The organism is Paraburkholderia diazotrophica, assembly GCF_038900755.1.
Taxonomy (GTDB): Bacteria; Pseudomonadota; Gammaproteobacteria; order Burkholderiales; family Burkholderiaceae; genus Paraburkholderia; species Paraburkholderia diazotrophica_A.
On the sequence record NZ_JBBPEN010000003.1, the window covers coordinates 465,131 to 485,937 of the forward strand.

Genomic DNA, 20,807 nt, shown 5'->3' on the forward strand with positions numbered 1-20,807 from the left:
ACAACCATGAACGCCACCTCTCATGCAGCCGCAGCCGACGATGCGCTCGCCGATCCCATCGAAATGGAAGTGTTCGCGAACCGGCTGCTGTCGATCAGCGAAGACATGAACAACACGCTGGTGCGCTCGTCGTTCTCGACCAACATCAAGGAACGCAAGGACTGCTCGGTTGCGTTGTTCGATGCGCGCGGCCGTCTCGTCGTGCAGGGCACGCAGATTCCGCTGCATCTCGGCTCGCTGAACGGTGCCATCGAATCGGTGCTCGCGCAGTATCCCGGCGATGCGATCGCGCCCGGCGACGTGTTCATCTGCAACGATCCGTATCTGTCCAACGGCAGCCATCTGCCCGACATCAACATCGTCACGCCGGTGTTTTCCGGCGGCGAACTCGTGTTTTTCGCGGCGAACGTCGGCCATCACGCGGACGTCGGCGGCGCGGTGCCGGGTTCGATCGCGGGCGGTCTGCGCTCGATCTTCGAAGAAGGCATCCGCATTCCCGTTGTGCGCATTTCGCGTGGCGGCGCGCTCGACGAAGACATGCTGCGTCTGCTGTGCAACAACACGCGCGACCCAGAAGAGCGCGCGCTCGATCTGCGCGTGCAGATCGCGACCAACGCGCGCGGCGCGCAGGCCGTCGAGCAACTGATCGCGCAAACGGGCCTCGACGCAGTGCGCCGTTCCGTCGACGACGTGATCGGCTACACGCGCCGTCGGCTGCGCAATCGCATCGCCGAATTGCAGCAAGGCGTGTATCGCTTCGAGAGCTTTCTCGACGACGACGGACTCGGCGGCGGCGAGCCGGTCGCCATCGTGGTCGGCATCGAAGTGAAGGCGGGCACGCTGCATTTCGATTTCACCGGCTCGGGCAAGCAGGCGCGCGGCGCGATGAACCTGCCGTACAACGCGCTCAAGGCATGCGTCTACTACGCGGTGAAGGCGCTGCTCGATCCCGAGCTACCTGCCAACGCGGGCCTTTTCGAACCGATCACGATCCACGCGCCGATCGGCACGATCACCAATCCGGCGCCGCCTGCGGCGGTCGGCGCGCGCTCGATCACCGCGCAGAAAGTGGCCGGCGCGATCTTCGGCGCGTTCCGCGGCGTGCTGCCCGACGAACGGATCATGGCATCGTCGAACGACTGCTGTCCCGCGATCGTGTTTTCGGGTCCGCTGCGTTCGCGTCCCGGTTCGTTCGTGTATCTGGAGACGCTCGGCGGCGGCAGCGGCGCGCGCTACGAAGTCGACGGCATGGACGCGGTGCACGTGCATATGACGAACACGTCGAATCTGCCCGTCGAAGCGCTGGAGAACGAATATCCGCTGCGCGTCGATGAGTACGCACTGATCGCCGATTCGGGCGGCGCGGGCCGCACGCGCGGCGGCCTCGCCATCGCGAAGCAGATTTCGGCGCTGGGCGACGGCATCGTGTTTTCCGCGCGCTCGGACAGTCACGTGACGGGCGTCGCGGCGGGCGTCGCGGGCGGCCTCGACGGACGACGCGCGCGGCTCGTGAAGGAAGCGGGCGGCAGCAGCACGGAACTGTCGTCGAAGACGGCCAACATCGCGCTCGCCGACGGCGAGAGCGTGCGCCTCGAAACCTCGGGCGGCGGCGGCTACGGCGCGCCGCTCGAACGTCCGCGCGCCGCCATCGAACGCGATCTGCGCGACGGCAAGGTATCGGCGGCAGCGGCCCAGCAGGCGTACGCATTCACGCGTGCGGCGCAGGAGGCGCGGTGAGCACGCAGCAGACGGCTCACACGCGCTTTGCCGTGATCGGCGGCGGGCTCGTCGGCTCGGCGATCGCTTACGGGCTCGCGCGGCAGGACGAGGAAGTCGCCGTGTTCGACGAGGGCGATCTCGCGTTTCGCGCTTCGCGCGCGAACTTCGGGCTCGTGTGGGTGCAGAGCAAGGGACTCGGCATGCCGGAGTACGCCGCGTGGACGCTGCGTTCGGCGACGCTGTGGCCGCAACTCGCCGCCGAGCTGATCGAAACGACGGGCGTCGATCCGCAACTTGCGCAGCCGGGCGGCCTGCATATCCTGCTGTCCGACGACGAATGGGCGCGCCGCAAGACGTTCCTCGAAAAGCTGCATGCGCAGCCGGGTTTTCCGAAGTATCCGTGGCGCCTGCTCGATCGAGCCGAACTGAAGTCGATGTATCCGGGCGTCGGGCCGGAGGTGGTCGGCGCGAGCTACACGCAGTACGACGGCCACGCGAATCCGCTGCGTCTGCTGCGTGCATTGCACACGGCGTTCGCGCAAAAGCGCGTGGCCTACCGGCCGCATCACGCGGTGGATCGCATCGAGCCGCTTGCGAGCGGTTTCGCGATTCACGCGGCGGGCAAGCGCTACACATGCGATCGCGTGATTGTTGCAGCGGGACTCGCCAACGCGCGGCTCGCGCCGATGGTCGGGCTGAACGTGCCCGTGCGTCCGCAGCGCGGCGAGATCATCGTGCTCGAACGGATGAAGCCGTTCCTGCGCCATCCGATCCTCACGCTGCGTCAGACGGGCGAAGGCACGGTGATGATCGCCGAGGCGAAGGTCGAAGCCGGTTTCGACAAGAGCACCGACATGGGCGTGCTCGGCGCGCTCGCGCGTCGCGCGGTGAAGACGTTTCCGGCGCTCGCCGAAGCGCGCGCGGTGCGCATGTGGGGCGCACTGCGGATTCTGTCGCCGGATGGTTTCCCGATCTACGCGCAGTCCGCGCAATATCCCGGCGCGTTCGCGGCGACGTGCCACAGCGGCGTGACGCTGGCGGGCGCGCATGCGCTCGATCTCGCGCCGCAACTCGCGTCGGGCGAACTCGATGCGCGCATGGAGCCGTTCTCGCCCGCGCGCTTCGCAGAAGGAGTCAGCTATGTTCCGCATTAGTGCGAAGGCCGTGGTTCCGCGTGAGCGTCGAACGGTGACCTTCATATTTGAAAACACAACGGTCAGCGCATTCGAAGGACAGACCGTCGCGCAGGCGCTCGTCGCCGCAAACGGCGGAGCGTGCCGCACGACGCCCGTGAGCGGCAGCGCGCGTGCGCCGTATTGCCTGATGGGCGTGTGCTTCGAGTGTCTCGTCGAGATCGACGGGAAGCAGGATCAGCAAGGCTGTCTTGTGCCTGTGCGCGACGGCATGCAGGTCCGGGTTCAGCACGGCGAGCGGCTGCTGTCGGTTGATGGCGATGCGGATACGGAGGTCGCGCATGAAGACTGAAGCGCACATCGGCATGCACGTCGACGCGCATTACGACGCACTCGTCGTCGGTGCGGGTCCGGCCGGCATGAGCGCCGCGTCGCGGCTCGCGGAAAAGGGCCTGCGCGTCGCGGTGATCGACGAGCAGACTGCGCCCGGCGGGCAGATCTATCGCGCAGTTGGCGCGAGTCCGCTGCCGTCGCGCGAGATTCTCGGCGACGATTACTGGCATGGCGAAACGCTGCTCGAGCGCCTTGTCGCGAGCAAGGCCGAGCATCTCGCGCAGACGACGGTGTGGCAGATCGACCGCGTCGGCGAGAACTGGCGCATGGCGGTGTCGGCGGGGGCCAAGTCGCGTTTGTTGTCAGCGGCATATGTCGTGCTCGCGACGGGCGCGCAGGAACGGCCGGTGCCTGTGCCAGGCTGGACGCTGCCGGGCGTGATGACGGTCGGCGCCGCGCAGGTGCTGCTGAAGACGACGGGCGCGGTGCCGCAAGGCGCGACCGTGCTCGCGGGCTGCGGGCCGCTGCTGTGGCTCTACGCCGCGCAGGTGCTGCGCGCGGGCGGCCGGATCGATGCGCTGCTCGACACGACGCCGCGTGAGCAGCGCCGCGCGGCGATGAAGCATCTGTTCGATTTTTTGCGCAGCGACTATCTGAAGAAGGGCGTGTCACTGCTGCTCGAAGTGAAGCGCCGCATCAAGGTGATCGGCAACGTGGCGACGTTTCGCGCGACGGGCGTCGAGACGGTCAACGCTGTCGAATACATGCTCGACGACGGCACGTGCGGCTGCGTGTCCGTCGATACGCTGCTGATTCATCAGGGCGTGGTGCCGAACGTGAATCTGTCGAACGCGCTTGGCTGCGAGCACGAATGGAACGACGCGCAATGCTGCTGGCAACCGAAGCTCGATGCATGGCTGCATTCATCGCAGCCTGGCGTGTTCGTCGCGGGGGACGGCAGCGGTATCGGCGGCGCGCGCGCTGCCGAGGCGCAGGGCGAGCTGGCGGCATTGCAGATCGCGCATCTCGCCGGTGTGTCGAATACGGCTTCGCGCGATGCAGCCGCCGGCAACGTGCGCGGGCGCATCGCGCGCGCGTTGCGAGGCCGCGCGTTCTTCGAGACGCTGTACCGGCCCGCCGACGCGATGCGTATCCCGAGCGGCGAAACGCTCGTGTGCCGGTGCGAAGAAGTGACGGCGCGGCAGGTCGTCGAGGCAGCGCGGATCGGCTGTAGCGGTCCGAACCAGTTAAAGGCGTTCCTGCGCTGCGGGATGGGTCCGTGTCAGGGACGCATGTGCGGGCTGACCGTCTGCGAGCTGTTGTCGCGGGAAACGGGCACGCCGATGCGCGAACTCGGCTACTACACGCTGCGTTTCCCGACCAAGCCGCTGACGCTCGCGGAAATCGCGGCGCTGCCCGCGACGGAGGAGGGCGAGAAGTCGATCGTCACCGCCTGAGTTTCGCGTTGTCCTTTCGTTGTCTGTTTTATCCGGGCGCCCGTTTCAACGGCGCCTGATCTCATCAAGCTGGTCGTCTCGAAGTGAACTCGTTCTGGAGGTGCAGATGCACGCAGCAGTGAATTTGTGGCCGTTGGTGGGGGTGGCCGTCATCGTGATCGGATTTGCGTTGCGCATCAATCCGATGCTCGTCGTCGTGGGCGCGACGGTCGTGACGGGAGTGCTCGCGTCGATGCCCGTCGTCGCGATTCTCACGCAGATCGGCAACGGCTTCGTCAAGACGCGCAATCTCCCGCTGATCATCATCCTGCCGCTCGCGGTCATCGGTCTGCTCGAACGATACGGGCTGCGCGAACAGGCGCAGAACTGGATTTCGAACGTGCGGGCCGCGACGGCAGGCCGTCTGCTGATCTGCTACCTCGCGGTGCGTGAGCTGTCGGCGGCGCTCGGGCTGGTGAGCCTCGGCGGGCACGCGCAGATGGTCCGTCCGCTGATCGCGCCGATGGCGGAAGGCGCGGCGGTGAACCGTCACGGTCCGCTTTCCGACGAACTCCGCAACCGCATCCGCGCGTTCGCCGCCGCCACCGACAACGTCGGCCTGTTCTACGGCGAAGACATCTTCGTCGCGTTCGGCGGAATCATGCTGATGCACACGCTGCTCACGGAGATGAAGGTCGACGTGTCGCCTGTCGCGATCGCGTTCTGGGGCGTCCCGACCGCGCTCGCGGCGTTTCTGATCCACTCGGTGCGGCTGTACCGGCTGGATGGATACATCGCCCGTGCGGTCGCGCCGAACGCATCCACGACGCTGTCCGCCGCGGTGCGCCGCAGCGCGCCCGTCCCCACCACGACTACCGAATCGAATGGACACTGAGATGATCCTGCGCACGGAATACTTCTACTGGCTTGCGGGCGTCATTCTCGCGATCACGGGTGTGCTGATCCTGCTCGACCGCACGCATAACCGGCGACTCGGCAGCGGGGCGTTCTGGCTGATTTTTTCCGCACTGTTCCTGTTCAGCGATCGCCTGCCGCCACCCGTCGTGGGCGCGGCGGTCGTCGTGGCCGCGCTGATCGCGGGCTTCGGCGGACTCGGACGCGGCAAGCTCTCGCCGCTGCCCGAAGCCGAGCGCAACGCGAGCGTGAAGCGCCTCGGCAACTGGCTGTTCGTGCCTGCGCTGCTTGTGCCGATCGGCACGTTGATCGGCTCGGTCGCGTTGCCGAAGCTCAAGCCCGGCGGCCTGTTCCTGTTCGATCAGTCGAACCCGACGCTTGCGGCATTGGGCCTGAGCGTGATCGTCGCGGTGCTGGTCGCCTGCCGGATTACGGGCGGCACGCCCGTCGAATCGATGCGGCAATCGCGGCATCTGACGGAATCGCTCGGCTGGGCGCTGTTGTTGCCGCAGATGCTCGCGGTGCTCGGGCTGATGTTCGGCCGCGCGGGTGTCGGTGACGCTGCGGCGTGGCTCACGCACACGTACGTCAACACCGACTTCAAGCTGGTCGCGGTGATCGTCTACACGTTCGGCGCAGCGATCATGACGGCCATCATGGGCGGCGCGTTCGCGGCCTTCCCGGTGGCGATGATGGCCGTGGGGCTGCCGGTGCTGATCCACACGTACCACGGCAATCCTGCTGTGATCGCGGCGATCGGCATGTTCTCCGGCTACTGCGGCACGCTCGTCACACCGATGGCCGCGCATTTCAACATCGTGCCCGCGGCGCTGCTCGAATTGCCGGACCGCTACGGCGTGATCCGCGTGCAGGCGATGACGGCGTTTCCGCTGCTGCTCGCCAATGCAGTCCTGCTTTACCTGCTGATGTAACTCGCGTTGTCCCTGCCTGATCCGGCTAATTAGCCTGCCTGGTTAGCCCGCTTCAATTCCCGCGTTCATCGAACCAGTCGCACGGACGGCTCGCCGTCTCGTGGCGGGCTTTGTCGCGCGTTTTTTTTGACGTTCACACAACACTACTGTTCGGGGTCTACTGATGAAAAAGCATTTGTATGCGCAGTCTCTCGCATTGACGTTCATGCTTGCCGGCTCGGGCGTCGCGCACGCACAGAGCAGTGTCACGATGTACGGCATCATCGACGAAGGGCTGAACTACATCAGCAACAGCGGCGGCGGCAAGGTGTTCAGCAACACGAGCGGCGTGATCCAGGGCAGCCGTTGGGGTCTGCGCGGCACCGAAGATCTGGGCGGCGGACTCAAGGCGGTCTTCGTGCTCGAGAACGGCTTCGATGCGTCGACGGGCAAGCTCGGCCAGGGCGGCCTGGAGTTTGGGCGGCAGGCGTGGGTCGGGCTGTCGGGCGCGCGGCTCGGCACGGTGACGCTCGGACGTCAGTACGATTCTCGTGTCGACTTCGTCGGGCCGCTGGTGTCCGCGACGCGCTGGAGCGGCGCATTCGGGACGCATCCCGCCGATCTCGACAACCTTAACAACTCGTATCGGATCAACAATTCGGTGAAGTACAAGAGCCCGTCGTTCGGCGGATTCGTATTCAGCGCGTTGTATTCGTTGGGTGGTGTGGCGGGTTCCGTGGGCCGCAACCAGATTTACAGCGTCGGCGGCGGCTACACGTATGGTCCGTTCGCGCTCGGCGCGGCGTATCTGAATGCGCATAATCCGAACGTCTCGTACTTCGGCGCGACGGGCACGGTCGCCGCGACGACTAACGGCGTGCCGGGCTCGAATCTCGGCACGGCACCGTCGATATCGGGCTTTGCATCGGCCTCGACGTATCAATCGATCACGGCGGGCGGCGGATTCCAGTTCGGCGCGGCCCACATCGGCGTCACGTATTCGAACACCGCGTTCAAGGGATTGGGCGATACGACGTCGGGTCCGAATCCGCAGGGCTTCCGGGGCAACATGCACTACAACAACGCGGAAATCAACGGCGAATATCGCGTGAGTTCGGCGCTGTTGCTTGGCGTCGCGTACGACTACATGAAGGGCAGCAGCATCAGCTCGGCGCGTGGGAAGGTCGGCGGCGCGACCTATCATCAGGTGTCGATCGGCGCCGACTATTCGCTGTCCAAGCGTACTGATGTCTACGTGATGGGCATGTACCAGCACGCATCGGGCACGGACTCGACGGGCGGCGACGCGCATGCCGCGATCTATACGATCACACCGTCGGATTCGGATCGTCAGGGCGTGGTGCGGATCGGCATGCGCCATCGCTTCTGACGTCGGAATCGCGCGTGCGTGTCGCTCTCCGGCCACGCACGCGCAGCCGCTGGCGCTGCATGTCAGAAAGGCCGCGCTGGCGGCATCGCCGCGGCGAGGGCACCTTCCGCCTGTCGCAACACAAGGCAAATTTCAGGGGGGGCGCACAATGCCAATGTAGAAAGGCCCAGCCCCCAGCCAGTGCCGCAATGGACGCCGTCTCGCTGTCGCCGAACGGACCTTTCCGTCGGTCATGACGCAAGACACGCTACACGTAACGAGCCTCTTCGAGGTCGGCGATGAGCGTCGGACCGGTGGGGCGCCAATCGAGACGTCTCTGTGTCAGTGTGCTGGACGCGGGCATATCAAGCCCGACGAACATCGCCATCCAGCCGAAATGCGCTTGCGCTTCTTCCTGAGCGAGCGACACGACAGGCAGCTTCATGCCTCGTCCGAGCGCCTCGGAAATTTCGCGGCTGCTGATGCCTTCCTCGCCGACGGCGTGATAACGCGCGCCCCTTTCGCCCTTCTCGACGGCGAGCCGATAGAGCCGCACGACATCGGACAGATGTCCCGCCGGCCAACGATTGCGTCCGTCTCCGACATACGCCACGACACCTTTTTCGCGCGCGATGGCGATGAGCGGCGTGATGAGGCCCTGCTTGAACGGGTTATGCACTTGCGGCAGCCGCATCACGCATACGTTGACTCCGGCTTCCAGCAGTGCATTTCCTGCCGCTTCGGAGCCGATGCGCGGATTGGGATGCTTCGTGTTGAAAACGTCTTCGCTCGCCGGCTCGCCGTGTTCGCCACTGCCGACTCCCGTGCCGGACGTGATGACGAGAGGCCGATCGGAACCGGCGAGCACGGAACCGAGCGCGGCAATGGCACGCTTGTCTTTCTCGCAGTTCTCGACGAATTTCGAAAAGTCATGGTCGAAGGCGGCGTGGATCACGGCATCCGCTTGAGCGGCCCCACGCTTGAGGCTTTCGAGGTCTTCCAGTGTGCCGTAATGGGCTTCGGCGCCGGCATCCTTGAGCGCTTGTTCGCCCGCCTCGGAACGGGTCATCCCGATCACGACATGACCGGCCTGGATAAGCTCGGGTACGAGCGCGGAACCGATAAAGCCGGTCGCGCCCGTCAGAAAGATTCGCATCGTCAGATCTCCTTGGTCATGACCCGTCCACTATCCGGCAATTTTCTATCCCGCTAAAGTAGTGACGTCATCATAGTAAAGCGACTAACAGGAAATCATGTCGGTCACTACGCCTAAATCGCTCGGCGACTTCCTGCGAAGTCGCCGCACGCGGCTCGACCCTGCAAGCTTCGGATATTCGGGACGCCGGCGCACGCCAGGACTGCGCCGCGAAGAAGTGGCGCAACGCGCGAATATCAGTCCGACGTGGTATGCGTGGCTGGAGCAGGGGCGCGGTGGTGCGCCTTCGGCGGACGTGCTCGAACGCATTTCGGGCGCGCTGATGCTGACAGACACGGAACGCGAGCACCTCTTCATGCTCGGGCTCGGCAGGCCGCCGGAAGTGCGCTACCGATCTTTCGATGGCATTCATCCCAGGCTGCAGCGTTTGCTCGATTCGCTGCAGGGCAGCCCCGCAATCATCAAGAGTCCCATATGGGACGTCGTCGCGTGGAATCGCGCCGCTGCCGTCGTGCTCACCGACTACAGCATGCTCCCGCCCGATCAGCGCAATATCCTGCGCTTCCTGTTCTGCGATCCCGCCGTGCGCGCGAAGCAGCACGACTGGGACAGCGTCGCGCGTTTCGTGGTCGGCGCATTCAGGGCGGATGTGGCGCGCGCCGGTCTTTTATCGCAGGCGGGCGCGCTCGTCGATGAGTTGCGCAGCGTGAGCGCTGAATTCGACGCACTATGGCGCGACAACGACGTGCATAGTCACGGCGATGGCGTCAAGAGCCTCCTGCATCCGAAACTGGGGCCGATCACGCTCGAATATTCGGCTTTTTCCGTCGATGGACGCCCGGACCTGGGCATGATCATCTACAACCCGCTTGACGATGAGATCGCTGCGCGCATCAAGGTGCTCGCCGCGCAAGCGGAATGAACTGACCGAACGCGCACGCTAAACAGAATTTCGCGACCCGGTCACTCCCGCCACAATATTTTCCGTCCCTGATCGTCATCACGGGTATGGAACCGCCAGACACTTCGAGTCCGCTGGCCGCGCACGATCGCGAAATCGCCGACGCGGTCGCCCGCGAGCGTCCGAGACTGCGCGATTTCATCCGTCGACGCGTCATCGATCAGGACGAAGCCGAGGACATCCTTCAGGACGTATTCGAAGAACTGGTCGCGGCCGTCGCCAGTGAAGGCGACGACCTGTCTGCCCGGATAGGCGATCGATGCGCCGATTGAGTAGGGCACGGCCGCCATCCTCGAGCACATCGTGCCACTGAACGGGAGCGCGAGCACAGGTGCACCGTCGATCTTCGCGTCATAGAGACCGTTGAGCAGATGAACGGCGCGGGGAGCCGCCGTCTAAAAGCAGACGCCGAGCCGGCCCGTAAACTTCGCATACGCGCAGGCGGCCAACGCGCCAGTTTCTTCGTGGCGAAAGTGCACGTAGCGGATTTGCCCCGAGGCTTTTCTGAATGCCTCGACCAGTCCATTGATCCCGTCTCCCGGCAGGCCGAAGACTGTGTCGACGCCCCAGTCGAGCAGTATCCGGACGATATGGTCGGACACGGTGTCGGTGTCCGACATCTGCCGCTCCTTCGCAATACCAACGTCGTTGTTGCGAAAGAAAACCGGGGACGGCGTTCTTGCGGCAGCGGCCGGGTTCGAGCGCGCACTTCAATGCGGGGTTCCTGGCGGGCAGCAAGGCGTATTCCGGACGCCCGCGAAAGCGCACGGGCCTCGTTCGCTGTTTCATTGCTATGAGACGGTCACGAAAGGCAGCATCGCGAGCAGATGGCGCAAGCCTGCATCCAATGAAAATTTTTCAACCGGTTTTTAATCCGGTGAAGCGAACGCGATGAAATCGGTCCGGACCTGGTCCCCGATTATCTGACCTCGGTGCATGAAGGCTGCTTCTATGGCTGGCCGTACAGCTATCAGGTACAGCATGTCGACGGGCGCGCGCAGCCCGTTGGGCGCGCGATGCTCGAACCGCCGCGCGCCAGGTGAGTGCCTTTGCTACAAGTTCGGTGAGCAAACCCGACGGGACGCCCGGGGGCTGAAAGGATGCACAGATATTGATGGACGAACTGAGCGCGATGCTCGCTCTCCTTTCCGGAGACGGCGGTCAGCGCGGTTTTGCACCGACGATGCGTGCTCCGTTAGAGGCAGCATTCATGATCGCGCGAACGATTCGGATGCGGCATAACCAATGCTGCTGTGTTCGATGTACGTAGCGTGCAGCGCGTTGCGAAAAGCGCGTCGGCGCTCGAAGCTAAAGGAAGCGAATCCGTGGATTGCGCGGACAGAAACGAGGAGGACATCCGGATGAAACGAATCTGCGAAACCTGTGGCACGCAGTATCCAGAGAACGACCGACGGGAACGGTGTCTGATTTGTGAAGACGTAAGGCAGTTTATTCCGCCATCGGGCCAGGCCCGGACGTCGCTGGGCGCGCTCCGTCAAAGTCACGCAAACGCGTGGCGCGCGTTGCGGAGTGAACTGTTCGAGATTCGGATGGAGCCGACATTTGGTATCGGACAGCGGGCATTGCTGGCGCGAACCAATGAAGGCAACGTGCTGTGGGACTGCATCGCGCTGCTGGACGCGGCGACGGTTGACCTCATTCAGGCGCTTGGCGGCTTGAAGGCGATCGCGATTTCGCATCCGCACTACTACTCGACGATGTCGGAGTGGGCTCGCGCATTTCATTGCAAGGTCTGGGCCCACGAAGCCGACCGGGAGTGGGTCGTATGTCCCAGCGATGCAGTGCAGTTCTGGCGTGGCGATAGGGCGTCCATCACATCGGATATGACCCTGTTGCGACTTGGCGGCCACTTTCCGGGAGGCTCCGTGCTCCACTGGAACTCGGGAGCAGGCACACTCCTGTCAGGAGATATCCTGCAGGTGACGCCAGATCGATCGCATGTCTCGTTTATGTATAGTTATCCGAACTATTTGCCGCTATCTGGCTCGACGGTCCGCTCAATGGCGGAACTGCTTGAGGGATTCGAATATGCGAGTGTGTACGGAAGCTTTCGTCATGGCGAAATAGAATCCGATGGCAAGGCTGCCGTCGCGGCGTCGGTTCGGCGATACATCGACCTCCTCGACGGCCGATTCGATAAAGTAAATGCAAGCGGAGAGACCAAAAACATCGAAACGTAGGGGAAAGTAATACCTGGGTAATCTTGACTTCTGCGGAATTTTCTCCAGTGCGCGTATCGCCGCAAACTTAGTCCCTTGGAAGGCCACTTCACCATTTTTTATACTGAATTCTCCCGGGTGCGAAGCCATTGCCGCTGTGCAGTGCGTCGGGCGCAATGTTTTGAGTGCGCTTCACCATCGAAGTGGGCCCGCTCCCCAAGGCGCGACATCTAGCCGTAGTTCGAGCCGCACTTCGAGCCGATCCGGCGACGCCGCATTTGCCATTCCTTGCCCGTGGTATCACCATCTTCGTCACACACGCCCCGCCTGTTATGTCACGAGCCTGCGGGGCGCAAGATGAGATCGCCAGCTGCTTACGAAGCGGTTCTCTGGTTGCCGACTATAGCGTCGGAATTACACCCGGCACCTCCAGGTGATATTCCACACGCTTGATACCGGGCACACCCTCGGCCGCAATGCGGATCGCGCGCTTTTCCTCTTCGGATTCAATGACGCCCCACAGATGCGCGACACCGTCCCTGACGAGCACACCCCGTTTCGGCAGCCCCCAAGGTTTCCCATCCATTTCCAGAACGATCGCGTCGCGCAGGCTCGCATCGTCGTGTGACGCTGAGTTAACGGCTGGCGTGACGCTCGCCAGAGCGCGGATCAGATTAGAACGGCTCACAATGCCGACCAGCTTGCCGTCCCTGAGAACCGGCACGCGTTTGAGGTGCCGTCGCTCCATGAGGTCGGCGATCTTGTCGAGTGGCAAGTCCTCTGAGATCGAGATCACCTGATCGCACATCACGTCGCCGACGACGTGACCGTGCTCCTTCACGTACCTCGCGGCCTGCTCGCGCGGCGACGACAACAGGAATTCGAGCCACCAACGACGCTTTGCATGGCCGGTGCCGTTCTCCACGCGATGCAGCAGGTCCCTCTGGCTGACGATGCCGATGACCTTTCCATCCGCGTCGACGACGGGCATCCCGCTGATGCCGTTGTCGACGAACAGTCTCGCGGCGTCGTGGATCGTCATGTCTGGCGTGGCGGTAACGACGGACGTAGTCATGATGTCGAGTGCGCGCATGATCGTTCCTTCAGCGTGTCGCAACGGGTCCCCATCTGCTGCATCCGCTGCACAGTTTCGGCAAGCGCACCGGCGGCGGACCGGCCGGTGCTGAGGCGCCTTGATTCAATAAGACGTGGTATTTGGTTGCGGATGCTCACTGTGACCAGAATCTTCGTACTGTTATTCCAATGTCGCGTGGCAACAAATGGTCGGTGGCTACTCATTGATCAGCCGGCCCAGCATAGCGATGAGGGCAGGAAGCACGAACGGCAGCACAACTGCGGATACGATTCCATTCATGGCCATGCCGAGGCCCGCGAATGCACCGGCCTCCTCGCTGATCTGGAACGCCCGTGCCGTGCCTATGCCGTGCGAGGCCACGCCAATCGCGAAGCCTCGCGCGTCGTCGCGGCGAACTCCCACCAGCCCGAGCATGAGTGTGGATATCACGGCTCCCGTAATGCCAGTGACGATCACAATCGCCGCGGTCAACGAGGGGATGCCGCCGGCCCTGACCGAAATCAGCATTGAGATGGCTGCCGTGACCGATTTGGGTGCAAGCGAGACGACCGTCGTTGCCTGGCAGTGAAACAGCAATGCGATGGCGACCGCCGACAACACGGCCACGGATGACCCCGCCAGCAGCCCGCACAGTAGCGGAAAACACGCCCTTCGCAGTTTGTGAATCTGCCGGTACAGCGGAACCGCCAGCGCGACGATCGCCGGACCCAGCAGAAAGTGAATGAACTGTGCCTGTGCGAAATAGACGCGATAGTCGACGTGTGTCAGCTTCAGCACGACGATCAGCATCATCACCGCGATGGCCACGGGGTTCGCGAACGGATGATTCCGGCACCGGGCATGAAGCCAGCGCGCAAACAGATACGCTCCGATCGTCAGGGCGAGCGCCGGTACGGGAGAATCGCTCAGGTACGTGCGGGCGAGCGTGGTGATCTCTGGCGTGGACATGACTGCCCCTTTGCGGATGATATGACACGCCGCGTCTGCTAATGCTGCGCCTCGGCGGACGGGGCAGCGGAGCGCTTGACACGCTTATGCCTTTGCAAAAGCGCACAGGTTACGATTCCTGTAACCGCGACCGAGAGGGCCGTGCTAACGACGATCGCCAGCAGGATGGCGATCAGCTGACCGTTCAATGCCCCTGACAGCCCGACGACACCTACACCGGCAGGGATGAACAGAAGCGACAGGTGATTCAGAAATCCAAGCGCGGGTTTTTCCAGGCGAGGTCCGACTGACGGCGCCGTCGCCAATAGGGCAGTGAGCAGCACCATGCCGATGACAGGTCCTGGAATTGGCACGCGCAGGATGCGCGCGAGCAGTTCGCCGATGCCTTGGAATGCAATCAATGTCGCAAAGGTGCATACGACGGAGACGTCACCGCGTACAACTGCGTTGGGTCGCGTATTGAGCAATGAAAGGTTCATGTCAGCGCTCCGCATGGTGCGCCTGCCGGACGCACCGGAGAGCGCTTTCATTGAAGAACGATCAATACGGATATAGATTTCACTCTGGCTGCATGTGATTGCGCATCCCGGGCCGTCGGACACGCTGGGCCGCGCCCGGGAAGCGCTGGCTCAAAACGCACACCGTGAAGTTCTTGCAATCTGGCGTCGATTACAGTCTTCTCGCTTTATGATCAGGGCCCGAGAACATCGAAACAACTCATGTCTGTATCGACGCCGACCTGAACATCAGGGAACCAGCGTTGCAAGGGCGCGCGCACTTGTGGCACAGATTGACTGGATCAGGCGTCAGTTTCCGCCGCCATAAAATTCGTTTATCCGGTCCAGTGTCCCATCCTGCTTCGCCCGGATCAGTTCCTGATAGACCTGGGCGCGCGTCTTGCCGACACCCGCTGCGCTGGTGGTGCCTGCCGTCGTTCCGCCGACGGAGTCGGTCGTCATCGCGGCATTGCTGTCGGAACCCATACTCGACGTACTGGCGTCGTCGGCATGGACCTGCATCGCATACAGTGACAATGCTGCGACGGGAATCACAATCATGGCTTTCATGGCGTTCTCCAGCATGATGCATTGACATTGCCGGCGCGGCACGCCGGCATTGATGACTGTATGCGCTGGTCACATGCGCATGAATAAGGCACCCGTCCTAATAGAGACTCGGGGATTGCCTTATTCAGTTTGCTGGTTGCGTTCCATTGGCTTTCGAATTGCTTGATAATTGGGAATCCAAAGTATATGTGGCGGCTCACTTAATGTAGTGATGATGCTTTCATATTTGCTACACATCCTCGGCAACGGGGAATGTGGTGAAGTGATCACTTCAGTGACAATCGTTCTCTCCAAGAGGCTTAGGTCGAATTCCGAACAGCGGAGTTGGCCCGGCAGGAAATGCGAGTGATGGCTGCGCGGCATCGGGGCCGGATTGAAGATGTGAGCGGCCGCAGTGAAGCCTTTCCAGCGGAGGTCAGACGTACGCCTTCACAAGGTAACGCCTCGAAAAGGCCAAATGCGATTGCAGACACATGCCGATACAAGCTTGCATGGCAATCGAAAGAACGAGAATAATCGTAAGGTCAGAAATTCGGCGGTCCAGGAGAAGGCGATCTGTGCCTTGAGTCGCATTTTTCCACTCGCCTTCATGGTATTGCTCGATAGAAAAGCGACCAGCATTGCGCGCAGATTTGCTCACCATGAAGACACGGAATCATCCGCTTTGCCGAGCGCCTCGCGCGAACTCGCGAATGCGCGCCGCGAGTGCCGGTACGCCAGAATCCCGGGCGACGAAGTGCGAGACCCTGTGCGTGGCCAGGTCGATGGTCACCTGGTCATCGGGCGCTTTCGTATGCGGTCCGTCGACAGCGGCGTGATATTCGATGCGCAATTGGTTCGCGTTGACAATGATTCGCAGGTAGCCATAGTTCTGGTCATCGTAGTTTTCAAATACAACGGCATCCGTGTCCTTCGACGCGGCCTGGATCAGCTGCGGCGCGCGAAGGGGAGGCTGACCATTCGTGGTCAGCCTCTGCACGTTGTGGCCGCCGTTTCCGCAAACGATATAAGGAATCTGTGTGCCATCAGGGCGGGTTCGCGTGAAGCGCTGGTAGTTGTGCGCGTGTCCGGCAAGATCGGCATGCGGCCATACGCCGACCTCATTGCAGATCGCATCGATCTGCTGTTGCATCTCGACGCTCCAGCCATGACGACCGCGCGCCACATAAGGCGGATGGTGATGCGCGAACAGCAGCGCGCCGCGATAATTTTCCTTCTTCACCCGTAGCAGTGCGGCTTTCAGATATTTCAACTGGCTGTCGCCTATATCGCTATTGGCGATCACGCCTGGGTCTTCGAGCGTATTGCTGTATAACGCGATGATGCGTGCAAACGGAGCCTCGAACGTGAAGAAGACGCCCGGCTGGATTTGCGCCGTCCGTGAAAGGTTTCCGGCATCGGGCGAAACCTGGAAGCAGTCGGAACAGAAGTTCCTCAGAAACGCCTGCAAGCTCTTCTCATGCTGCAGGGGTGAGATCATGCCGTCGTGGTTGCCTGCCAGGGCGAGAATCGGCGCGTGATAGTCGCGATACGGCTCGTAGAACTGATCGTAGTAGTACTGCGCCTCGCCGAAGCTGTAGACGATGTCACCCAATAGAAAGTTGAATTGCGGCACGTCTGCTGGATCCGTTTCATCGAAGTCGCTCACCATCTTGTCCGCGACTTCGTTCTGTGTCTTCGGGCCTTTCGTGCTGCCGCAGTCACCGGTGGCATGAAAGACAATCTGCCCGTTCGCGGTGATCTGTTGGAGCAAGGCCTGATTGTTGTCGATCACCTGTGCGAATGTAAGCCGTGGTTCGGTGCCGCCGCGCGGCGCGGAAAACGGGAGGGGCTTGAGCTTGTGCTCCAGGTTCAGTTCGTCAATGACCTTGTAGGCTGCGACGTCGGACGCGTGCCTGACGACAAAGGTCTGCGGGTCCGGGGTCGGCTGTGGCTGCGAAAAAACAGGTCCGGCGAGGACGCGATCTTCGGTGGTGCGGGCTCCATTCGCGCGTTTCTTTGGCACGTCAATTCTCCTTGATGGTGGATAAAAAGAGGCCTGTGCTTGTCCGGACGATTGATGCCGGGCCTGACACAATCGACTAACGCGTGTCCTTTGCAGGATGCCCGGGTGAGACGAAGGATCGATGAAGAGGTTCACATCAGTTGTTGCTTGCAGAAATTCTGCCCTCGTCGTATATGAACGGCAGTGAACTGCCATTGCAGCATCCGAAGTCTTCGGATTCGCTTGCCATTACTGGCAATTCACTTACGCGGTATGGCGAGAAGGTGTTTTGCCTTGGAGGCGAGCAGCAACATTGCAAGATCGAAAGGTATGTGATGAGACTACCGAGACGCAGCTTTGTCCAGTTAGCCGCATGCAGCGGAGCGTTGGCCGTCGCGCGGACGCGCGCGGCGTTCGGCGAGGTGCGTCGGGCAATGGACGGTCGGCCATCGCAGCCGTACGACCCCGAAGCGATGCAGTCGGTACAACGCGGTGGCGTATGCGAGTCTCAAGGATCCGGCCGCAACTCAGCTGCCGCCCGATGCGTTCGATCAGCGCTTCATCTATTCACCTGCACCGCGGGCTGCCCGTCCCGGCCACTGGTCCAGTGCCCCGCCGCTGCCGCTGCCCCGAAGCGAGATGGCGTGGGCAGTGGCAGAACGAGATCGCATGCATGTGGATCGGCGGTTATGGAGCCGGGCAGGTCGCGCGCGCCTATCATCACGTGTTCGATGCGTCGCGAGGTCAATGGGAAGACGTTGCGCCGATTCCGCGGGGCGCCAACCACGTCGGCGTGGCGGAGCAGGACGGCGTGATCTATGCGTTCGGAGGCTTCGTTGAACAAGACCGTATTGCGGTTCCGGATTGTTATGCCTATGTCGTCTCGGACGACCGTTGGCACGTCATTCGTCCGTTGTCGCGTGGCTCGCGCGGCGCCGTCTCCGTGGTCGCAGCGAACGGCCTGATTCACCCAATCGGCGGGCGTGATACGCGCTCGGTCGACTGGCACGAAGCCCTTGCGCGCTTTCCGGAGCAGTTCGCAAAGCGGCGCGATCAGTTCGAGATAGATTGCTTTCGAATAACCGGCGCCTTGAAGCAGGCAGGCAATGCCTTGTAGGCCATTTGACGCGTCCACTGGGCGAATTCATCGGGTTGTCGACGGGCGCGGAGATCGAGACCGTAGCCGATGTGCGCAGCATCCCGGCGCAATTCGAAGCGAATCAAAGGATACCCGTGAGCTAGATTTCGACTCGCGCGCCCACTTCGAATACACGGTTTGCAGGCAGCCTGAAGAAGGCGGCTACATTGCCGACGTTATGCAACATCACGGCAAAGAGGCGTTCGCGCCATAGCGCCATGCCACTGCCCGGCTTCGGCACGACCGTCGCGCGGCTAAGGAACCACGACGTCGCGGACGGCTCGAACGCGGGCCCTTCCGCTGTGCACTCTGCGAGCGCTTTCGGCAGGTCGACCTCGTCCTTGAATCCATAGGTGACTGTGGCCTGATAAAAGCCTGGCCCTAGCGGCTGCAATTTCACGCGCTCACTGTTGGGTACCCACGGTATTTCTTTCGTGGTCACTGTCAGGAATACCGCGCATTCATGCAGCACCTGATTGTGCTTCAGGTTGTTGACGAGCGCATGCGGCACGGCATCCGGGTTGGGCGTCAGGAAAATCGCCGTGCCGCGGACACGCAACGGAGCCCGCGCAAGCAGCGACGTCAGATACGGCTTGAGTGGCGTCGTGCCGGCGCGCACGCGCGCTTCGGCCATCATCATTTCCCAGCCGCGCCCCCAGGTCGCCATGATCGTGAACATCACCGCGCCGATCACGAGCGGAAACCAGCCACCCGCGACGATCTTCAACAGGTTTGCGCAGAAGAACGTCGCATCGATCACGACGAAGAAAACAGTCGCGAACACGCACAGCAGCCAGTTGTAATGCCATGCATAACGCACGACGAAGAACGTCAGTAGCGTGGTGATCAGCATGGTGCCCGTGACCGCGATGCCGTATGCGGCGCCGAGCGCAGTCGACGAGCCGAAGCCGACGACGGCCGCGACCACGGCGGCAAGCAGTGCCCAGTTGATGCCGGGCACGTAGATCTGGCCGATTTCCTGCTCGGATGTGTGGACCACGTTCATGCGAGGCAGAAGGGACAACTGCATCGCCTGCCTGGTCATCGAGTAGGTGCCGGATATCACCGCCTGCGAAGCGATGACGGTCGCTATCGTTGCAAGAACGATCATCGGGAAAATCGCCCATTGCGGGAACAGGTGATAGAAGGGGCTCTCGAGCGCGCCGGGATGAGCAAGCAACAGTGCGCCCTGGCCGAGATAGTTGAGCGCGAGGGCCGGAAACACGATACCGAACCATGTGACGCGAATCGGGCGTTTGCCGAAATGGCCCATGTCCGCGTAGAGCGCTTCGGCGCCTGTCAGGGACAGCACCACGGCGCCGAGCGCGATGAACGCAAGCCAGCGGTGATGCAGGCAAAAGCCCAGTCCTTGCAGCGGATCGAGCGCGACCAGAATGACGGGTGCCGCGAAAGTGTTGACGAGCCCCACGATGCCGATCACGACGAACCACAGCACCATCACGGGACCGAACACGGCGCCGATGCCGCTCGTGCCATGCTTTTGCATGATGAAGAGCGTAATGAGCGCCGCGAGCGTCACGGGAATCACGAACGTCTTCAGCATCGGCGCCGCGACCTCGAGGCCTTCGACGGCACTGAGTACGGAGATTGCGGGCGTAATCACGCTGTCTCCGAAGAAGAGCGCGGCCCCCATGACGCCGACGAGGAGCAGCGCGCGGCGCAGCCGTGGCCGCGTCGAAACCGAAGAAGCCGCAAGTGCGAGCAGCGCCATGATGCCGCCTTCACCGTGGTTGTCCGCGCGAAGGACAAGCACCACGTACTTGAGCGAGACGACCATCATCAACGACCAGAAGATCAGCGAGACGATGCCGACAATGTTGAATGCGTTGAGCGGCAGCCCGTTGGTTGAATCGAAGACGGTTGAAAGCGTGTACAGCGGACTCGTGCCGATGTCGCCATAGACGACGCCGAGCGCGGCAAGCGAGAGCGCCGGAAGGGCTTTGCGGTGCTCACCGGGCGCGCCGATCGGGTGGGCTTCCGATGCTGCGGGGGCGGAGTGTCCCATGCCTTCCTCCTGGTTCTGCCATGTGGCGGTGACACGGCCTCACAGCGCACGATGCCGCTGCGCACGGCCGTACGATTCCCGATCGCGGAACGACGCGGAATTCGCAGGGCTTGCTGGTCATGCCGCCTTTACGCACTATCGTTTCAAAAGTATAGGAACTGCGCACAAAAAAGGGGTTGCGACGAAATCCGGCGTAGGTTTTGCGTAGGTTTGTAACCGGAGGACTGTCAGAAAAGGCCTCTTCAATACTTCGAAGAGAACGAGTAAGTCTGCTCTGCTCGTTGTCCTGTATTTGAATCGGTAACACCGACGCAGGTTTTTGTCCCGTGAGGATAAAACCTAAGCCATGCTTTCTTTTTTCCAGCAACTACGCCGGGGATCAACTGCCCACCAGTGCGTCCGCGTGGCTCGGCGTCACGGTCGTAGGGCCCACGG

19 protein-coding genes and 1 pseudogene are annotated in these 20,807 nt (G+C 62.4%); 11 read left to right on the plus strand and 9 right to left on the minus strand.

All coding sequences use genetic code 11. The features are described 5' to 3' along the window. The first annotated feature begins 6 nt into the window (after positions 1-6). The 7 genes from AABE10_RS12075 (at position 7) to AABE10_RS12105 (ending at position 7,837) form a co-directional block, all read left to right on the plus strand. On the plus strand, positions 7-1,737 hold the full coding sequence (locus AABE10_RS12075; RefSeq protein WP_342933475.1) for a hydantoinase B/oxoprolinase family protein: 1,731 nt from the start codon (positions 7-9) through the stop codon (positions 1,735-1,737). Further along, positions 1,734-2,873 (plus strand): FAD-dependent oxidoreductase, encoded by a 1,140-nt coding sequence (locus tag AABE10_RS12080; protein ID WP_342933476.1) that lies wholly within the window; start codon positions 1,734-1,736, stop codon positions 2,871-2,873. The genes AABE10_RS12075 and AABE10_RS12080 overlap by 4 nt, the downstream gene beginning before the upstream one ends. Continuing rightward, positions 2,860-3,204 (plus strand): (2Fe-2S)-binding protein, encoded by a 345-nt coding sequence (locus AABE10_RS12085; RefSeq protein ID WP_342933477.1) that lies wholly within the window; start codon positions 2,860-2,862, stop codon positions 3,202-3,204. The genes AABE10_RS12080 and AABE10_RS12085 overlap by 14 nt, the downstream gene beginning before the upstream one ends. Further along, the gene (locus AABE10_RS12090; protein ID WP_342933478.1) at positions 3,194-4,642 is read left to right on the plus strand and encodes an NAD(P)/FAD-dependent oxidoreductase; all 1,449 of its coding nucleotides are present in this window, start codon (positions 3,194-3,196) and stop codon (positions 4,640-4,642) included. The genes AABE10_RS12085 and AABE10_RS12090 overlap by 11 nt, the downstream gene beginning before the upstream one ends. A 106-nt stretch (positions 4,643-4,748) precedes the next feature. Beyond that, positions 4,749-5,516 carry a DUF969 domain-containing protein gene (locus AABE10_RS12095; protein WP_342933479.1) on the plus strand — a complete coding sequence of 256 codons (768 nt, stop codon included), beginning with the start codon at positions 4,749-4,751 and terminating at the stop codon, positions 5,514-5,516. A gap of 1 nt (position 5,517) precedes the next feature. Further along, complete coding sequence (locus AABE10_RS12100) at positions 5,518-6,468, plus strand: DUF979 domain-containing protein (protein ID WP_342933851.1); 951 nt, start codon at positions 5,518-5,520, stop codon at positions 6,466-6,468. A gap of 163 nt (positions 6,469-6,631) precedes the next feature. Next, positions 6,632-7,837 carry a porin gene (locus tag AABE10_RS12105; protein ID WP_342933480.1) on the plus strand — a complete coding sequence of 402 codons (1,206 nt, stop codon included), beginning with the start codon at positions 6,632-6,634 and terminating at the stop codon, positions 7,835-7,837. A gap of 247 nt (positions 7,838-8,084) precedes the next feature. Here AABE10_RS12105 and AABE10_RS12110 read toward each other — a convergent pair whose 3' ends face one another. Further along, on the minus strand, positions 8,085-8,972 hold the full coding sequence (locus tag AABE10_RS12110) for an SDR family oxidoreductase (protein ID WP_342933481.1): 888 nt from the start codon (positions 8,970-8,972) through the stop codon (positions 8,085-8,087). A gap of 97 nt (positions 8,973-9,069) precedes the next feature. Here AABE10_RS12110 and AABE10_RS12115 point away from each other — a divergent pair, with 97 nt between their 5' ends. Together AABE10_RS12115 and AABE10_RS12120 are read left to right on the plus strand one after the other, a co-directional pair. Next, on the plus strand, positions 9,070-9,894 hold the full coding sequence (locus AABE10_RS12115; protein ID WP_342933482.1) for a helix-turn-helix transcriptional regulator: 825 nt from the start codon (positions 9,070-9,072) through the stop codon (positions 9,892-9,894). A gap of 86 nt (positions 9,895-9,980) precedes the next feature. Beyond that, positions 9,981-10,205 (plus strand): sigma factor, encoded by a 225-nt coding sequence (locus AABE10_RS12120; RefSeq protein WP_342933852.1) that lies wholly within the window; start codon positions 9,981-9,983, stop codon positions 10,203-10,205. Here the strand turns inward: AABE10_RS12120 and AABE10_RS12125 are convergent. Both AABE10_RS12125 and AABE10_RS12130 read right to left on the minus strand, forming a co-directional pair. Beyond that, positions 10,179-10,235: pseudogene (locus AABE10_RS12125) on the minus strand (hypothetical protein); the annotation flags it as partial. The gene AABE10_RS12120 and the pseudogene AABE10_RS12125 overlap by 27 nt on opposite strands. A gap of 93 nt (positions 10,236-10,328) precedes the next feature. Next, complete coding sequence (locus AABE10_RS12130; RefSeq protein WP_342933483.1) at positions 10,329-10,553, minus strand: thiamine pyrophosphate-binding protein; 225 nt, start codon at positions 10,551-10,553, stop codon at positions 10,329-10,331. Between the two features lie 633 nt (positions 10,554-11,186). On the opposite strand from AABE10_RS12130, the gene AABE10_RS12135 reads away from it, so the two are divergent. Beyond that, positions 11,187-12,134, plus strand: coding sequence for an MBL fold metallo-hydrolase (locus AABE10_RS12135; protein ID WP_342933484.1), 948 nt, complete (start codon positions 11,187-11,189; stop codon positions 12,132-12,134). A 379-nt stretch (positions 12,135-12,513) separates the two neighbouring features. Here AABE10_RS12135 and AABE10_RS12140 read toward each other — a convergent pair whose 3' ends face one another. The 5 genes from AABE10_RS12140 to AABE10_RS12160 all read right to left on the minus strand — a co-directional run bounded on the left by AABE10_RS12140 (position 12,514) and on the right by AABE10_RS12160 (position 17,364). Further along, the gene (locus AABE10_RS12140) at positions 12,514-13,206 is read right to left on the minus strand and encodes a CBS domain-containing protein (RefSeq protein WP_342933485.1); all 693 of its coding nucleotides are present in this window, start codon (positions 13,204-13,206) and stop codon (positions 12,514-12,516) included. 198 nt (positions 13,207-13,404) lie between these two features. After that, on the minus strand, positions 13,405-14,157 hold the full coding sequence (locus AABE10_RS12145; protein WP_342933486.1) for an LrgB family protein: 753 nt from the start codon (positions 14,155-14,157) through the stop codon (positions 13,405-13,407). A 38-nt stretch (positions 14,158-14,195) separates the two neighbouring features. After that, entirely contained in the window at positions 14,196-14,636 is a 441-nt protein-coding gene (locus AABE10_RS12150) for a CidA/LrgA family protein (protein WP_342933487.1), read from the minus strand. Positions 14,637-14,963: 327 nt separating this feature from the next. Beyond that, a complete protein-coding gene (locus tag AABE10_RS12155) occupies positions 14,964-15,224 on the minus strand; it encodes a DUF4148 domain-containing protein (protein ID WP_342933488.1) in 261 nt (86 codons plus the stop codon). Between the two features lie 655 nt (positions 15,225-15,879). Continuing rightward, complete coding sequence (locus AABE10_RS12160; RefSeq protein WP_342933489.1) at positions 15,880-17,364, minus strand: metallophosphoesterase family protein; 1,485 nt, start codon at positions 17,362-17,364, stop codon at positions 15,880-15,882. A gap of 517 nt (positions 17,365-17,881) precedes the next feature. Here AABE10_RS12160 and AABE10_RS12165 point away from each other — a divergent pair. Continuing rightward, positions 17,882-18,325: a kelch repeat-containing protein gene (locus tag AABE10_RS12165; RefSeq protein ID WP_342933490.1), complete on the plus strand. Its 444-nt coding sequence runs from the start codon at positions 17,882-17,884 to the stop codon at positions 18,323-18,325. A 121-nt stretch (positions 18,326-18,446) separates the two neighbouring features. On the opposite strand, the gene AABE10_RS12170 is transcribed toward AABE10_RS12165, so the two are convergent. Then, positions 18,447-20,372 (minus strand): potassium transporter Kup, encoded by a 1,926-nt coding sequence (locus AABE10_RS12170; protein ID WP_342933491.1) that lies wholly within the window; start codon positions 20,370-20,372, stop codon positions 18,447-18,449. Positions 20,373-20,807: the final 435 nt, after the last annotated feature.

Coding starts and splice junctions, on each gene's coding strand:
- AABE10_RS12075 (WP_342933475.1), top strand. CDS start 7: ATGAACGCCACCTCTCATGCAGCCGCAGCCGACGATGCGCTCGCCGAT.
- AABE10_RS12085 (WP_342933477.1), top strand. CDS start 2,860: ATGTTCCGCATTAGTGCGAAGGCCGTGGTTCCGCGTGAGCGTCGAACG.
- AABE10_RS12090 (WP_342933478.1), top strand. CDS start 3,194: ATGAAGACTGAAGCGCACATCGGCATGCACGTCGACGCGCATTACGAC.
- AABE10_RS12095 (WP_342933479.1), top strand. CDS start 4,749: ATGCACGCAGCAGTGAATTTGTGGCCGTTGGTGGGGGTGGCCGTCATC.
- AABE10_RS12100 (WP_342933851.1), top strand. CDS start 5,518: ATGATCCTGCGCACGGAATACTTCTACTGGCTTGCGGGCGTCATTCTC.
- AABE10_RS12105 (WP_342933480.1), top strand. CDS start 6,632: ATGAAAAAGCATTTGTATGCGCAGTCTCTCGCATTGACGTTCATGCTT.
- AABE10_RS12110 (WP_342933481.1), bottom strand. CDS start 8,972: ATGCGAATCTTTCTGACGGGCGCGACCGGCTTTATCGGTTCCGCGCTC.
- AABE10_RS12115 (WP_342933482.1), top strand. CDS start 9,070: ATGTCGGTCACTACGCCTAAATCGCTCGGCGACTTCCTGCGAAGTCGC.
- AABE10_RS12120 (WP_342933852.1), top strand. CDS start 9,981: ATGGAACCGCCAGACACTTCGAGTCCGCTGGCCGCGCACGATCGCGAA.
- AABE10_RS12130 (WP_342933483.1), bottom strand. CDS start 10,553: ATGTCGGACACCGACACCGTGTCCGACCATATCGTCCGGATACTGCTC.
- AABE10_RS12140 (WP_342933485.1), bottom strand. CDS start 13,206: ATGCGCGCACTCGACATCATGACTACGTCCGTCGTTACCGCCACGCCA.
- AABE10_RS12145 (WP_342933486.1), bottom strand. CDS start 14,157: ATGTCCACGCCAGAGATCACCACGCTCGCCCGCACGTACCTGAGCGAT.
- AABE10_RS12150 (WP_342933487.1), bottom strand. CDS start 14,636: ATGAACCTTTCATTGCTCAATACGCGACCCAACGCAGTTGTACGCGGT.
- AABE10_RS12155 (WP_342933488.1), bottom strand. CDS start 15,224: ATGAAAGCCATGATTGTGATTCCCGTCGCAGCATTGTCACTGTATGCG.
- AABE10_RS12165 (WP_342933490.1), top strand. CDS start 17,882: ATGTGGATCGGCGGTTATGGAGCCGGGCAGGTCGCGCGCGCCTATCAT.
- AABE10_RS12170 (WP_342933491.1), bottom strand. CDS start 20,372: ATGGGACACTCCGCCCCCGCAGCATCGGAAGCCCACCCGATCGGCGCG.